General features: G+C 71.1%; 13 protein-coding genes. 8 read left to right on the top strand and 5 right to left on the bottom strand.

Translation table 11 applies throughout. The features are described 5' to 3' along the window. Position 1: 1 nt before the first annotated feature. From FS793_RS05895 to FS793_RS05880, 4 genes are all read right to left on the bottom strand, one after another. The gene (locus tag FS793_RS05895) at positions 2–1,132 is read right to left on the bottom strand and encodes a glycosyltransferase (protein WP_186329351.1); all 1,131 of its coding nucleotides are present in this window, start codon (positions 1,130–1,132) and stop codon (positions 2–4) included. After that, positions 1,125–2,123, bottom strand: a complete 999-nt coding sequence (locus FS793_RS05890; RefSeq protein WP_186329350.1) for a cell wall-binding repeat-containing protein — start codon at positions 2,121–2,123, stop codon at positions 1,125–1,127. Before FS793_RS05890 ends, FS793_RS05895 begins: the two co-directional genes overlap by 8 nt. A gap of 140 nt (positions 2,124–2,263) precedes the next feature. Continuing rightward, on the bottom strand, positions 2,264–3,247 hold the full coding sequence (gene rfbB, locus FS793_RS05885; protein ID WP_144719436.1) for a dTDP-glucose 4,6-dehydratase: 984 nt from the start codon (positions 3,245–3,247) through the stop codon (positions 2,264–2,266). A 79-nt stretch (positions 3,248–3,326) separates the two neighbouring features. After that, positions 3,327–4,670, bottom strand: coding sequence for a cell wall-binding repeat-containing protein (locus FS793_RS05880; protein ID WP_186329349.1), 1,344 nt, complete (start codon positions 4,668–4,670; stop codon positions 3,327–3,329). 202 nt (positions 4,671–4,872) lie between these two features. On the opposite strand from FS793_RS05880, the gene FS793_RS05875 reads away from it, so the two are divergent. Continuing rightward, positions 4,873–5,757, top strand: a complete 885-nt coding sequence (locus FS793_RS05875; RefSeq protein ID WP_144719432.1) for a hypothetical protein — start codon at positions 4,873–4,875, stop codon at positions 5,755–5,757. A gap of 94 nt (positions 5,758–5,851) precedes the next feature. Then, positions 5,852–6,712, top strand: coding sequence for a glucose-1-phosphate thymidylyltransferase RfbA (gene rfbA / locus FS793_RS05870; RefSeq protein ID WP_144719431.1), 861 nt, complete (start codon positions 5,852–5,854; stop codon positions 6,710–6,712). 3 nt (positions 6,713–6,715) lie between these two features. Here rfbA and FS793_RS05865 read toward each other — a convergent pair whose 3' ends face one another. Beyond that, positions 6,716–7,603: a glycosyltransferase gene (locus FS793_RS05865; RefSeq protein ID WP_186329348.1), complete on the bottom strand. Its 888-nt coding sequence runs from the start codon at positions 7,601–7,603 to the stop codon at positions 6,716–6,718. Between the two features lie 158 nt (positions 7,604–7,761). Between FS793_RS05865 and FS793_RS05860 the strand changes: the two genes are divergently transcribed. The 6 genes from FS793_RS05860 (at position 7,762) to FS793_RS05835 (ending at position 15,343) form a co-directional block, all read left to right on the top strand. Continuing rightward, on the top strand, positions 7,762–8,802 hold the full coding sequence (locus tag FS793_RS05860) for a glycosyltransferase family 2 protein (RefSeq protein ID WP_186329347.1): 1,041 nt from the start codon (positions 7,762–7,764) through the stop codon (positions 8,800–8,802). Between the two features lie 101 nt (positions 8,803–8,903). Continuing rightward, positions 8,904–10,820 (top strand): rhamnan synthesis F family protein, encoded by a 1,917-nt coding sequence (locus tag FS793_RS05855; RefSeq protein ID WP_186329346.1) that lies wholly within the window; start codon positions 8,904–8,906, stop codon positions 10,818–10,820. Next, a complete protein-coding gene (locus FS793_RS05850) occupies positions 10,820–12,025 on the top strand; it encodes an acyltransferase family protein (protein WP_144719426.1) in 1,206 nt (401 codons plus the stop codon). The genes FS793_RS05855 and FS793_RS05850 overlap by 1 nt, the downstream gene beginning before the upstream one ends. Further along, entirely contained in the window at positions 12,022–13,230 is a 1,209-nt protein-coding gene (locus FS793_RS05845; RefSeq protein ID WP_186329345.1) for an alginate O-acetyltransferase AlgX-related protein, read from the top strand. Before FS793_RS05850 ends, FS793_RS05845 begins: the two co-directional genes overlap by 4 nt. After that, entirely contained in the window at positions 13,227–14,114 is an 888-nt protein-coding gene (locus FS793_RS05840) for an ABC transporter permease (protein ID WP_260980041.1), read from the top strand. The genes FS793_RS05845 and FS793_RS05840 overlap by 4 nt, the downstream gene beginning before the upstream one ends. Further along, the gene (locus tag FS793_RS05835; RefSeq protein ID WP_222123694.1) at positions 14,114–15,343 is read left to right on the top strand and encodes an ABC transporter ATP-binding protein; all 1,230 of its coding nucleotides are present in this window, start codon (positions 14,114–14,116) and stop codon (positions 15,341–15,343) included. The genes FS793_RS05840 and FS793_RS05835 overlap by 1 nt, the downstream gene beginning before the upstream one ends. Positions 15,344–15,390: the final 47 nt, after the last annotated feature.

Below are 15,390 nucleotides of genomic sequence, written 5' to 3'. Positions count from 1 at the left end.
ATCAGAGGTCCGCGTGCAGTCGCCACAGCTGGGCCGCGGTCGTGCCCCAGTCGAACGCGCGTGCGCGGTCCTGGCCGAGCAGCGCGAGCCGCTCGCGCATGGCGTCGTGCTCGAGCACCTGGGCGATGCCGTGGGCGATGCGATCGGCGTCGGACGCGTCGTCGGCGAGCTGCACGGCGAGCGTCGAGTCGGCCGCGAGCTCCTGCAGCACGTCGGATGCCGGGTGCACGACGGGCGTGCCGAGCGCGAATGCGCCGAGCAGCTCGGCGGCGAACCCCGGGTCGGGGTCGAGCTGCAGCGCCACCGATGCCCCCTCCACGACGGCCGCGACGTCGGCGTCGTCGACGTCGCCGAGGGTGCGCAGCCGCGCGGGAGCGAGGCCGGCGGTGACGGCGAGCTCGGCGATGGTCGTGTCGCCCCAGGCGACGGGACCCAGCACGACGACGGGCACGTCGGGCATGGCGCCGCTCGCGACGACGTCGACGAGGCGCTGCGCCCCCGCGAGGCGGCCGGGGGCGGTCCACGCCACGACGTAGGCGGAGGGCGTGCCGAGGCGAGCCCTGCGGGCGTCGGCGTCGACGGGGACGGCCGCCCAGCGCGGCTGGCCGCCCGCGACGACGCGCACGCGGTCGCCCACGTCGTGCAGCTCGGCGAGTGCGGCGGCGTGCGCGTGGGTCGCGACGACGATGCCGTCGGCCAGCCTCGCCGCGCGTCGCAGCGCGCGACGCTCCCAGCGCTCACGGCGTCCGCGCGGCGCGTCGGGCGCGGGGATCCGGTGCACCGTCGCGACGGACTGCACGGGCGTGCCCTCGCGCGAGCGCAGGGGAGCGAGCAGGCTCGTCGCGTGCAGGATGCCGTCGAATCGCGCGGTCGTGAACGAGTGCAGCCATGCCTCGCGCAGCTCGCGCGCCGGCACCTTGGCGAACGCCACGTCGAGCTCGGGCAGCTGGGCGGAGATCCGCGCGCGCTGCTCGGCGTCGGCGGCCGAGGCGAACGCCGCCAGCTCGATGCCGCGCGGCGTCGTCGCGAGCATCGCGCGCGTCAGGGCGACGCCGTAGGTGCCGACCGCCGTGGTGCTGGAGCCCCCTGCGCGGTCGAGGACGACGTGGACGACGGTCGAGTCGTCAGCCACACCGCGCCCCGGAGAAGACGACGGCATCGCTGAGGATGCTCGTGCCGCCGACGCCCTTGCGGTAGTCGGGGTCGATGCGGTCGAGGTAGGTGCCGATCGGCGACGGGATGCAGTCCTGCTGCGTCAGCAGCAGCGGCGCGTCGAGGTCGGCGGCGAGTGCGGCGGCGGCGAGCGCGTCGGGGAAGTTCGAGCCGTTCACGACGAACGTGAACCGGGGGTTCGTGAACGAGTTCGTGGCGATGACGGCGCTCGTCTCGTAGCGGTTCGCACCCGCGTACCGGTTCACGGTCGCGAGCCTCGCCCGCAGCTGATCCTCGATCTGCTGCGAGACGACGCTGGTGCCGCCGACGATGATCGCCCGGCGAGCGCCCAGCTGCCCGATCACCTGCAGGAGGCGCGTGGCGTCGGTGCCGTCGACGAGCAGGATCGGGATGTTCGCCGAGCCGGCCGCGGCGGCGGCGGAGAGGGCGTCGGCGAAGCTGCCGCCCGTCGCGACGTACACGGCACCCGGGTTCGTGAACCGACGGGTCGCGACCTCGTAGGAGGTCTCGTAGCGATTGACGCCCGAGATGCGCGTGACCGTCGGCCGGTGCGAGAGCGCCTGGAGCTGCGCGACCTGGGAGTCGGGGATCGCGTTCGCGCCGCCGACGACGTAGATGGTCGTGGGTCGCAGCGAGGCGATCTCGTCGCGGGTCACGGCGGGGAGCCCGCCGGAGTACGTGAGCAGGAGCGGTGCGCCCGCGGAGCCGGCGGCCGCGGCGGCGGCGAGCGCGTCGGGGAACGTCTCGCCGGTCGTGAGGTACACCGTCGGGGTCGTGCCCGAGAACGAGTAGTCCGAGACGGCCACGGCGGTCGCATATCGGTCCGCGCCGGCGATGCGCTGCGCGACCGGGCGATCGACGGCGGCGAGCGGCGCAGCCGTCGCGGGGGCCATCGGCAGGAGCCCTGCGAGGAGGGCGGCGGCGACGACGGCGACCAGTCTGCTGCGCATGCGAGTCCATCTCCTGTTCGTGGGCGTGTGCACGATAGCGCGGCGCCGCTCGCTGCGGCGCGAGGCGCGGCGAGCGACGACGATCCCGACGCGGAAGCGCCCCCTCGCCGACGTCGGCGAGGGGGCGCTTCGAGCAGCCGTCAGAGGGCGGCGCGCTCCTTGAGGGGCTCCCACCATGCGCGGTTGTCGCGGTACCACTGCACGACGTCGGCGAGGCCCTGCTCGAACGGCACCTGCGGCTCGTAGCCGAGCTCGGCGCGGATCTTCGAGATGTCGACCGAGTAGCGCAGGTCGTGGCCGAGGCGGTCGGCGACGCGGTCGACGTACGACCAGTCCTTGCCGGTCGCGTCGAGCAGCAGCTGCGTGAGCTCCTTGTTCGTCAGCTCGGTGCCGCCGCCGATGTTGTAGATCTCGCCCGCGCGGCCCTTGACGAGCACCATCGCGATGCCGCGGCAGTGGTCGTCGACGTGCAGCCAGTCGCGGATGTTGTTCCCCTCGCCGTAGAGGGGCACGTGCACGTCGTCGATGAGGTTCGTGACGAAGAGCGGGATGACCTTCTCGGGGAAGTGGTACGGGCCGTAGTTGTTGCTGCAGCGCGTGATCGACACGTTGAGGCCGTGCGTGCGGTGGTACGAGCGCGCGAGCAGGTCGGAGCCCGCCTTCGACGCCGAGTACGGGCTGTTGGGCTCGAGCGGACGCTCCTCGTCCCACGAGCCCTCGGCGATCGAGCCGTAGACCTCGTCGGTCGAGACGTGCACGAAGCGCTGGAGGTCGTGGCGAAGGGCTGCGTCGAGCAGGCGCTGCGTGCCGACGACGTTCGTCTCGACGAACACCGAGGCGTCGCGCACCGAGCGGTCGACGTGGCTCTCGGCTGCGAAGTGCACGACGGCGTCGACCGTCGGGATGAGCCGGTCGAGCAGCGCGTTGTCGCGGATGTCGCCGTGCACGAACTCGAGGCGCGGGCTGTCGGCGACGGGCGCGAGGTTGGCCTGGTTGCCCGAGTAGGTCAGCGCGTCGAGGACCACCACCTCGGCGCCCTCGAGCCCCTCGTACTGGTCCTGGAGCGTGCGACGGACGAAGTTGGAGCCGATGAACCCGGCTCCGCCGGTGACGAGGATCTTCACTGCTGCTGGTCTCTTTCGTGGTCCGGGCACGCGGGATCGGCGCGCGCCAGGAGAGTCTAGCCCGGCGCGCGCGTGGGGCTCAGTAGCCGCCGAAGTTCTGCGTCCAGTACCAGCGGCCGTCGCTGCCCTGCACGAGACCCACGCCGATGTGCGTGAGGTTGGCGTTGAGGATGTTCGCGCGGTGCCCCGCCGAGTTCATCCAGGCGTTCATGACGCCCGAGGCGCTGGGCGAGCCGGTGCGCGCGATGTTCTCGGCGCAGCGGCGGAACCCCATGGCGAACGTCTCGTTGCAGAACGTCGTCGAGTGCACCATCGACTGCTGCGCGGCCATCTGCCCGCTCCACGACTGCGCCATCGACATGAGGCCGCCGTGCGCGCCGAGCGCCGGCACGCCGGCCGCGGCCCGCTGCTGGTTGACGAGCGAGATCAGCTCCTGCTGGATCGCACCCACGTCGGGGCATGCGTCGAGGTTCGCCGACGAGTTCGTGACGACGGCGGTGCCGCCGACGACGGCGATGTCGCGGGCGCCGAGGCGCTGCATCTCCTGCCGCACCTCGGAGACGGGCATGCAGTGCCGCATCGTGAGGTAGAGCGGCATGCCCTGCGAGGCGGCGACGGTCGCTGCCGAGAGGCCATCGGGGAACGACTCGCCGCTCGCGAGCATGATGCGCGCGTTCGTCGTCGAGGGGGTGAACTGCCGGTTGATCGCGACGGCCGTGAGGTAGCGGTTGGCGCCGGCGATCCGGTCGATGCCCTTGCCGGTGTCGTAGAGGATGCGCTGCACCCAGCTGTCGACGGCGGCGTTGCCGCCCGCGATGCGGAACGCCTGCACGCCGTCGAGGCGGGAGCCGATGAGCTGGCGGAAGCGGTCGTCTCCCGCGGTGGCGAGCACGAGGCCGTGGCGGTAGCGGGCCGCGACGGCGCCGGCCGTGAGCGCGTCGGCGAAGTTCGTGCCGCTCACGACCCACACGTCGGTCGGCACCGTGCCCATCGCGCGCATGCGATCGAGCAGCAGCATCGACGTCTCGACGCGGTCGGAGCCGGCGATCCGCGTCACGAGGGGTGCGAGGCTCGCCGCCTGCTGCTCGACGCCGGCGGCGATGCTCCCCGTGCCGCCGACGATCACGATCTCGCTCGGGCGCAGCTGGGCGATGCGGTCGATGACGTTCTGCGGGATGCCGCCCGGCATCGTCAGCAGCAGGTTGCCGCGCTCGGCCGCAGCGACCGGGCCGGCCGCGAGGGCGTCCGCGTAGTTGACGCCGGACGCGAGGAAGACGGCGCCGCCCGTCCAGCCGGTCGCGCGCGAGGCGGCGATGCTGGTCTCGTAGCGGTCGTTGCCCGCGATGCGCGAGACGGCGGCGTCGGCGGATGGTGCGTGCGCGAGCGTGAGCGTGGTGGCGACGACAGCCGCGGCGGCTGCCATGGCGAGCGTCCTGCGGAGGCCTCGCATGGGTCCATTCCCTTCCGCCCCGGTCACGATGGCCGACGCACGTCCCCCGACCTCGGAGCGATCGGGGTACAAGGTTCCCTGCGGACCATCGTGCGGTACGCACAGTCGACGGTCAACCCCTGCATGGCCGGCGCATGGGATCGGGCATCGACGGACGCTCGCTAGCATCGTCGGCGTGGAAGGTGCGGCAGGCCGTCGCGGACGCCGATGGCGCCGTGCGCTGCACCGATCCCTCGCCCACGAGCCGCGCGCGCTGCGCGGCATCGATCCCGCGCTGCCCGTCGTCGTCGTGTGCCAGTGGCGCCGCGCCGAGTTCGTCGACCGGCTGCTCGCCGACCTCGCCGCGCAGCAGGGCGTGCGCTGCACCCTCGTGCTGTGGTGCAACAACCCCCTCGCGGCACCAGCGCTCGCCCGTGCCATCCGACGCATGCCGCAGGGCGCCGTCGTCGACGTGCGGCTCGTGCGCAGCCGCGAGAACCTCGGCGGCCTCGCCCGCTTCGTCGTCGCGCGGCACCTCCACGCCGCGGGGCACCCGGGCCCCGTCGTCACGATCGATGACGACATGCGCCTCGCGCCCGACGTCGTGCGCACCTTGCTCGACGCAGGCGGCGAGCGCCGCTACGCGGGCCACTGGGCCTGGAACCCGATCGCCGACGACTACCACGAGCGCACCATGGCCGACGATGGCGACCGAGCCGCCTACGTCGGCACCGGCGGCGCCGTCGTCGACCCCGCGATCGCCGACGACGCCTTCTTCTCCCTGCTGCCCGACCGCTTCGTCGCGGTCGAGGACCTCTGGGCATCCGTCGTCGCCCACCATCGCGGGTGGGACGTCCGCCGCGTCGCCCTCGACGTCGAGTTCGTCGACGACGGCCGCGACCAGTACACGGCCCTGCCCGCGCGCAAGGCCGACCTGTGGCGCGACCGCGCGGCGCTGCTCGCCGCCTCGAGCGCCGACCGCGACGGCGACGTCGCCCTCGAGGCCATCGGCGTGCGGGAGTCGCTCGCATGGGCCCGTGCCGCCCTGCCGCGCGCGCTCGCACGCCTCGCGCGCCGCTGACCGCGGCCCGGCATCCGCCGCGTTCGGGCCGTTCGGCGCGACTCGCCTAGAATCGACAGTCGCACCGACGGACGACGACACGAGACGAGGCGACATGCGCGGCATCATCCTTGCCGGTGGATCGGGCACGAGGCTGTGGCCCATCACGAAGGGCATCTCCAAGCAGCTGATGCCCATCTACGACAAGCCGATGGTCTACTACCCGCTGTCGACCCTCATGATGGCCGGCATCCGCGAGGTCCTCGTCATCACGACCCCCGAGTACAACGAGCAGTTCAAGGCGCTGCTCGGCGACGGCAGCGACCTCGGCATGGACATCCAGTACGCCGTGCAGCCGAGCCCCGACGGCCTCGCTCAGGCGTTCATCATCGGCGAGGAGTTCATCGGCGACGAGTCGGTCGCGCTCGTGCTCGGCGACAACATCTTCCACGGCGTGGGCCTCGGCTCGAGCCTGCGCGCGCACGGCGAGGTCGAGGGCGGCCTCGTGTTCGCGTACCACGTCGCGAATCCGAGGGCGTACGGCGTCGTCGAGTTCGACGCCGAGATGCGCGCCATCTCCATCGAGGAGAAGCCCGCGCAGCCGAAGAGCAACTACGCGGTGCCCGGCCTCTACTTCTACGACAACGACGTGATCGAGATCGCGAAGTCGATCCGACCGAGCGCGCGCGGCGAGCTCGAGATCTCGACGGTCAACGAGCGCTACCTCAGCGCCGGTCGCCTGCAGGTGCAGGTGCTCGACCGCGGCGTCGCGTGGCTCGACACCGGCACCTTCGAGTCGATGATGCAGGCGAGCGAGTACGTGCGCGTCATCGAGGACCGTCAGGGCTTCAAGATCGGCTGCATCGAGGAGATCGCCTGGCGCGCGGGCTGGATCGACGACGCCCAGCTCGGCCGCCTCGCCTCGCCGCTCGTGAAGAGCGGCTACGGCAGCTACCTCGAGTCGCTGCTCGCCTAGCGCCTACCAGGATCCGATCCGGATCGCGGCACGCAGCAGCTGCTGCTCCCGCGGTCGACGCCGCAGCTGCGGCGCGAGCTCCACGAGCTCGCGCCGCGCTGCGGCGTCGTTGCGCTCCAGGAGCCCCGCGACGTGCGCGAGCTCGTCGCGCAGCGCGCCGTCGGCGACGTCGCTCGCGATGCGCGCGACGCGAGCGGCATCCCGCCGGAACTCCCCGGACCGCAGCTGCTGGAACCGCACGAACGCGCTCTGGATGCCCACGTTCGCGCCGACGACGTTGCCCTCGTGCTGGCGGTAGTCGAGCAGCGACTGCGACGTGATCGTCCACGGCATGCCCGCGGCGCGCACGATCGCGTACACGAGCCAGTCGTGCTGCGCGACGTCGTCGACGCGCGGATCGGCCGCGACGACCTCGCGCACGCGCGCGAACGCGGCGGGGGAGAGCACGAAGGTCGAGCCGGGGCCGGCGCTCTCGCACACGAAGTCGAGCCGTCGCTGCGGATGGTGCTTCTCGATGAGCACGCGCCGGTGCGGGTATACGGCGGTGACGTTGCCGCTCGTCGCCTCGGCGTGCGCGAGCTCCGGCAGCTGCTGCGCGAGGCGGTCGAGGTGCCACACGTCGTCCTGGTCGGAGAACGCCACCGCGTCGGCGCCCTCGACGTCGGCGTCGCGCACGAGCCGCAGGAAGTTCGCGAGCGCCGAGCCGAAGGCGCCGGGAGGCAGCAGCACGATCCGGTCGTCGGCGGCGGCCATGCGCGCGAGCACCTCGCCTGTGCCGTCGGTCGACGCGTCGTCCGACACGATGACGCGCACGTCGACGCCCCGCTGATCGAGGATCGACCGCAGCTGCGCCTCGATCCACTGCTCGCCGTCGTGGCTCGCGAGGAGCACGTCGACCCTCGGCACCGCTCGCGTCCCCCATCCGTGCGGACCCGCGCCGCGCGCAGCCGAGCCTACCCGTGCCCTGCCGCCTCGACGCGTGCGCTGCGGGCTAGACTCGGAGGTCGGGCCGCCGCAGTCGATGGTCGGTGCCGGAAGGGACGAATGCCGTGACCGCACGCGCCTCCGTGATCGTGCGGACCCGCAATCGCCCGCTGCTCCTCGAGCGGGCGCTCGCGAGCATCGCCGGGCAGACGATGCGCGAGCTGCAGGTCGTCGTCGTGAACGACGGCGGCGACGTCGCGCCCGTCGAGGCGCTGCTCGACGCCGTGCGCGACCGCCTCGGCGACCTGCGCGTCGTGCATCACGAGACGTCGGTCGGCCGGCCGCAGGCGATGCTCGCCGGCATGGCGCTCGCCGACGCGCCCGCGTTCGTCTTCCACGACGACGACGACTCGTGGGAGCCCGAGTTCCTCGAGCGCACGCTCGAGCATCTCGACGCGCATCCCGACGAGGTCGGCGTCGCCACGCGATGCACGGTCGTGTGGGAGGAGGTCGTCGACGGCGCCGTCCACGAGCTCCGGCGCGAGGTCCTCTCCGACGGCATGACGCGGGTCGGCTTCATCGCGACCCTCACGCAGAACTCGACGCCGCCGATCTGCCTCGTGCTGCGCCGCGCCGCCTACGACGACGCGGGCGGGTACGACCCGACGCTCACGGCGCTCGCCGACTGGGAGCTGCTGCTGCGCGTGCTGCGCCTGGGCCGCATCGGCCTGGTCGACGGCCCGCCGCTCGCCCTCTGGCACCGCCGCGAGGGGCAGCAGGGCGACGCGGGCAACAGCGTGCACGCCGAGGAGCACGTCCACGACCGCTTCAACGAGACGATCCGCGACGACTACCTGCGCCGCAGCCTCGTCGACGAGGCGGCGCTGGGCAGCGCGCTCTTCGAGACGGCGCAGCACGATCGCACGCGCGCCGAGGTCGCGGGCGTGCAGGACCACCTGGCGGCCCTCGCGGCCCATCTCGACGCGCGGTTCGACGCGCAGCGGAGCCATCTCGAGGTCGTGGGCCTCGAGGTCGCGGCCCGGCACGGGGAGATCCAGGCGCTGCGCGACGAGATCGCGATGATGCACCAGCGCATCGAGGCGCTCACGGTGCGCGGACGCATCGCGGCGGGCGCGCGACGCATCGGGCGCCTCGGCCGACGCTGATCCGCTCCGGTCCATGCGATACTGAGGAGGTTGCCCGGCCGCCTCGGAGGATGCGAGCGCGTCGTACGTCGGGCGCGCAACGGGAGGAAGTCGTCACCGCCGTGCAGCCAGCGACCATCGAACTGCGAGCACCCTTCGCCGACGCCTCGAAGCGGGCGATCCTGTACCTCGTCTACGACGAGCAGGGCATCGTCGACGAGTACATCCCTCACGCGCTGCGATCGCTGCGCCCGTTCGCCGAGCACATCCTCGTGATCGTCAACGGCGCCGTCGACGAGGCCGGCCGCGCCGCGCTCGACGCCGTGGCCGACGACGTGCTCGTGCGCGAGAACGTCGGCTTCGACGTGTGGGGATACAAGGAGGGCCTCGAGCGGCTCGGGCCCCGCGTCGACGAGTTCGACGAGGTCATCCTCATGAACTACACGTTCTTCGCGCCCGTGCGGCCCTTCGAGCCGATCTTCGCCGCGATGGACGCGCGCGACGACATCGACTTCTGGGGCATCACCGACCACGCCGAGGTCACGCCGCATCCCTACCGTCTGCGCGGCACGATGCCGTCGCACATCCAGTCGCACTGGATCGCCGTGCGCCGCAGCGTCCTGCAGAGCGACGACTGGCGTCGCTACTGGGGCGAGATGCCGATGATCGAGTCGTACTCCGACTCCATCACGCAGCACGAGTCGCGCTTCACCCAGCACTTCGCCGACCTCGGCTACGACTACGCCGTGTCGTTCCCGCACCAGGACTACGGCACCCTGCACCCCGTGTTCGAGAACGCGGAGCTGCTCATCCAGCAGGGCTGCCCCATCCTCAAGCGGCGCATGTTCTTCCACGACCCGCTGTACCTCGACAAGGAGGCCATCATCGTGCGCTGGGTCGTCGAGACCGCATGCGCCGAGGGCTTCCCCGAGGACCTCATCTGGTCGAACGTCGTGCGCGCCGCCAAGCCGCGCGTGCTGAACACCAACGCGTCGATGCTGCAGGTGCTGCCCGAGCAGGACGTCTCGTTCGACCCCACGATCCCGCTCAAGGTCGCTGCGACCCTCCACGTCTACTACGACGAGATGATCGACGAGATGCTCGATCGCATCGGCAACCTGCCGGTGCCGGTCGACCTCTACGTCACGACGACCGACGACGAGAAGGCCGAGCGCATCCGCGCGGCCATCGCCCTGCGGTCCGAGGACAAGGTCGCACGCAGCGAGGTGCGCGTGCTCGCCTCGAACCGCGGACGCGACCTCTCGGGCTTCTTCGTCGGCTGCCGCGACGTGCTCACGTCGGGCGAGTACGACCTCGTCGTGAAGATCCACTCGAAGAAGACGGTGCAGGCCGGCTACAACGCCGGGCACCTCTTCAAGCGCCAGCAGTTCGAGAACCTGCTGTCGTCACCCGGCTACGCCGCCAACATGCTCGCGCTGTTCCAGCAGCAGCCGACGCTCGGCGTCGTCTTCCCGCCCATGATCCACATCGGCTTCCCGACCGCGGGACGCGGCTGGTTCACGAACTACTGGAAGACCGCGGAGCTCATGCAGGACCTCGGCATCGAGGCCCGCCTCGACGACGTCTCGCCGCTCGCGCCCTACGGCGCCATGTGGGTCGCGCGCCCCGAGGCCCTGCTCAAGGTCACGAGCCGCGAATGGACGTTCGACGACTACCAGAGCGAGGCCGAGCACAAGGACGGCAGCCTCGCGCACCTGCAGGAGCGCATCGTCGCCTACGCAGCGGCCGACGCCGGCTTCCACACGCGCACGATCGCCAACGCCGAGCACGTCGCGATCAGCCACACGTTCATGGAGTACAAGCTGCAGGCGATGAGCGCGTACCTGCCCGGCTACCCCTTCGAGCAGGTGCACTACCTGCAGCACATGGGCCCCGGTGGCGACGGATCGATCATCGGCGCGGCGAAGCAGATCGTGCGCGCCCGCCACCCCAAGACCGCCGAGCGACTGCGCCCCGTCTACGGCGTCGTGCGCGACACCTGGCGACGCCTGCGCCGACTGCCCAGGAGGAGCAGCTGATGCCCAAGACGCTCCAGGAGGCGTTCGACCCGCGCGCGAACAGCATCGGCTTCCTGCGGTGGCTCATGGCGTTCGCCGTGATCTTCTCGCACGCCGGTCCGCTCGCGGGCTTCTACGGCGGGCACGACCTCGGCACGCAGATCTCGTCGGAGCAGTCGATCGGCGGCGTCGCCGTCGCCGGCTTCTTCTTCCTCTCCGGCTTCCTCATCACGAAGTCCCGCATGGGCTCGTCGACGATCTTCCGCTACTTCTGGCGGCGCGCGCTGCGCATCTTCCCCGCCTGGTGGCTCGCCCTGCTGCTCACGGGCTTCGTGCTGGCGCCGATCGCGTGGCGCCAGGAGGCCGGCACGTGGGACGGCTTCTGGAACGCGACCGACGAGTCGCCGCTGACGTACTTCTTCCACAACATGTGGCTCACGCTCGTGCAGAAGAACATCGCGGGCATGGGCACGTCGATCCCGTTCGGCGCCGATCACGGCGGGTTCGACTGGAACGGCAGCGCCTGGACGCTGCTCTACGAGTTCCGCGCGTACATCATCGTGGGCCTGCTCGGCCTCTTCGGCATGCTGTGGCACCGCTGGATCGGCGGCGCCATCGCGGGCATCATCATCCTGCTCGCGTGCATGCAGTGGGGCTACGTCGGCAACCTGACGATGATCAACGGCCTCTTCGGCAACATCTTCTACCTGCTGCTGCTCGCACCCTTCGCGTTCGGCATGCTCTTCGCCCTCTTCGGCGACAAGATCCCGATCGACGATCGGCTCGCGATCGCGGCGGTGATCTTCGCCGGCGCCACCTACGCGTTCGGTGGCTGGCTCTTCATCGGCCAGTACGCGTTCTGCTACTTCCTCATCTGGTTCGCCATCCGCGTGAAGGCGCTGAACGGCTGGGAGCGCCCGGGCGACATGTCGTACGGCATCTACATCTTCGCGTGGCCGATCATGCAGTTCGCCGCGTACTTCGGCCTCCAGGACGCCGGCTGGCTCGTCTACCACGTCGTCGTCGTCGTGGTCGTGCACATCCTCGCGTTCGGCAGCTGGCACCTCATCGAGAAGCCCGCGCTGAGCCTGAAGAACTGGACGCCGCGCTGGCTGCAGTGGCTGCTGGCCAGATGGAAGCCCGTCGAGGACCGCATCCGCGACCGCATCGTCGTCCCCGGCTTCTCGTCGACGCGACGTGCGCGAGAGCTGGAGGCGGCAGCATGACCGCGAGCAGCGGAGCGGACGTGCGCGAGCAGGGCGTGCGACCCGTCGCGCGCCTGCGCGGCCTGCGCTACGTGCCGCTCGTCATGCTCGTCGTCATCGCGCTCGTGCTGACGGTCATCGGCTTCTTCACGCAGCGCCAGCTGCAGGCCGGCTGGGACGCCGAGTCGGCACCGGTCGCGATCCCCGACGAGGTCGCCTCGTCGGCGCTCGCCGCCTCGTGCACGCCCGCCGTCGCCCAGCCCGAGCCGCAGCCGTGGCTCTCGGGCGACGCCGACGCCATCGCCGCCGCGACGGCCGAGTGGGATGCCCACGCCGGCGAGATCGCGCAGCCCTGGATCCAGGGGCAGGACGACATGGTCTTCTGGAGCGACCTGCAGGCCCTCAACATGTCGCAGGCCGTCGGCCGCCGCGTGCTGTCGCAGGCCGAGATCGACACGTGGGCGTCGTTCATCGGCACGCTCGACGCCGACCTCGACGCGCAGGGCATCGAGCTCTACGTGACGATCGCGCCCGCGAAGTGGGACGTCTACCCCGAGCTGCTGCCCGAGTGGATGCAGGCGATCCGCGGCTCCGGACCGTTCGACCAGCTGCTCGCGCTGCACCCCGAGCTGCCGTGGGTCGACGTACGGCAGACGCTGCGCGACGCGAACGACACGGCGCCGACGTTCCCCGACACGAACAGCCACTGGACCGACTACGGTGCTGCCGTGGCATGGCAGCAGATGGCGACGTGCATGGCCGAGTCGTCGACGGCGCTCTCGGCGCTGACGCCGCCGACGATCGTCGACACGGTCGAGCAGGACCCGTCGAACGAGTTCGAGCCGTACGGCGTGCCCGCGAGCGACGACTTCGTCGGCCCGGTGCTCGCCGAGCCCTTCGGCCCCGTCGACGTCACGGCGGCCGACGGCACGACGACGACGTACGCGGGCGACCAGAACGTGGGCTTCGACCCGCTGCCGGCCACGACCGCGAACCCCGCCGGTCAGCTCGACATGACGGCGCTCATCCTGCGCGACTCCATGGGCACCGCGCTCGCGCCGTACTGGCAGGACGCCTTCGCCGAGACCGTGCAGGTGCGCCACAACGTCGACGCGCCCACCACCATCCCGGACATCGGAGCGCTCGTGGACGAGCATCAGCCCCAGGTCGTGATCCTCGAGATCGCGGAGCGGCACCTGACCTTCCCGCCGCCGGCGCAGCCGTGAGCGGCGGCGTCACCACGGCGCGGGAGCGCCGCGCGAGGCGCGCCGAGGAGCGTGCGACGGCATTCAGCCTCATGCGCAACCTCGCGCTGCGCGAGATCCGCGCCGAGTACAAGCGCACGGTGCTCGGCCGCGTGTGGTCGCTGCTGAACCCGGTCGCGCAGATCGCGATCTTCTCGCTGGTCTTCGGCCTGCTGCTGCGGCTGCCCGTGCCCACGGGCACGAACTCCGAGATCCACTTCTTCCCGCTCTGGATCGGCATCGGCGTCATCACGTGGGCCTACGTCTCCGGCAGCATCTCGGGCGGCATGTCGTCGCTGCTGGCGAACCAGGGCCTGCTGACGAAGGTCTACTTCGAGCGCTCGGTGCTCGTCGTGTCGTCGATCGTCGCGAACACCACGACCTACCTCACGGAGCTCGTGGTGCTCGTGCTCATCACGGCGCTCATCGGCGGTCCCGCCGTGCTGCTCTACGTGCCGTTGCTCGTGCCGCTGCTCGCCCTGACGATCGCATTCGTCATCGGGCTCTCGCTCATGCTGAGCGTCGCGCTCGTCTACTTCCGCGACCTGCAGCACCTGTGGGCGATCTTCACGCAGATCTGGATGTACGCCTCGGGCGTCATGTTCCCCGTCGCGCTCGTGCAGCAGGCGCAGGACCAGCTGGCGAGCGAGGGCGTGCTCGTCGACGGGCAGCCGCTGCCGCTCGTGACGATCTTCGAGCTCAACCCGACCGAGCGCATCCTGGCCGCGTTCCGCAACATCATCTACGACTACGCCGTGCCGAGCCTCGACACGTGGCTGTACATCGGCGTGTGGGCCTTCGGCCTGCTCGTGATCGGCACCCTCGTGTTCCGCAGGTTCTCGCGCAACGTGGTGGAGGAGCTCTAGTGACCGAACCCGCCATCGTCGTCGACGGGGTCTCGAAGTCGTTCCGGGTCTACCAGGAGCGCAACCAGTCGATCAAGGCTGCCGTGCTGCGTCGCGGACGCTCGAGGTACACCGACTTCCACGCCCTGCAGGACGTGTCGTTCGAGATCCCGAAGGGTTCGACGTTCGGCCTGCTCGGCCGCAACGGCTCGGGCAAGTCGACGCTGCTCAAGGTCATGGCCCGCATCCTCAACCCCGACGCGGGGTCGATCACGATGGACGGTCGCGTCGCGGCGATGCTCGAGGTCGGCTCGGGCTTCCACCCCGAGCTCTCGGGCCGCGAGAACGTGTACCTCAACGGCGCGATCCTCGGCATGCGCAAGGACGAGATCGACGCGAAGTTCGACCGCATCGTCGAGTTCTCGGGCGTCGGCGACTTCATCGACCAGCCCGTGAAGAACTACTCGAGCGGCATGTACGTGCGCCTGGGCTTCTCGGTGTCGATCCACGTCGAGCCCGACATCCTGCTCGTCGACGAGGTGCTCGCGGTGGGCGACATGGACTTCCAGGAGAAGTGCATGGAGAAGTTCGCGCAGTTCCGCGACCAGGGCCGCACGGTCGTGGTCGTGTCGCACGGCCTCGAGCAGATGCGCTCGTTCTGCGACCAGGCCGCATGGCTCGACCACGGCGTCGTGCAGGACGTCGGACCGGCTCGGCGCATCGTCGACGAGTACGCCGACTCGAGCCACGCCGCGAAGCCCGTCGACGGCGGTGGCATGCGCTTCGGCACCGGCGAGATCGCCGTCGAGCGCATCGAGCTGCTCGCACGCGACGGCGGCGACCCCGACGGGCTGCAGACGGGCGACGGCATGCTCATGCGCGCCCACTACCGCGCGCACGAGACGATCGAGCGCCCCGTGCTCGGCGTCTCGATCGGCACGCGCGAGGGCATCCACGTGTGGGGCACGCACGGGTTCGACGCCGGCTGGGTGCCGGAGCGCATCGAGCCCGGCACGGGCACGATCGACATCCGCATCGACGGCCTGCCGCTGCTGCCGGGCATGTACGACGTCTCGACGGTGATCCAGGACTTCCGACGCACCGTGATCTACGACTCGCTGCAGCGCGGCGCGTCGTTCACGCTGCAGCGCGGCGAACGCGACAACGCGGGCGGCATCGTGGCCCTCGACGTCGCGTTCGGCGGCCTCGATCCCGAGCAGCCGATCGTGCCGCTCTCGCGCCTGCGCTGAGGTCGACGAGCCCGCGCTGACGGGGCGGACGCGCCGTCGGCGCGGTC

Origin of the sequence: Agrococcus jejuensis, assembly GCF_007679035.1 — a bacterium.
GTDB lineage: Bacteria > Actinomycetota > Actinomycetes > Actinomycetales > Microbacteriaceae > Agrococcus > Agrococcus jejuensis_A.
This window is presented reverse-complemented; position numbering and strand designations above follow the sequence as displayed.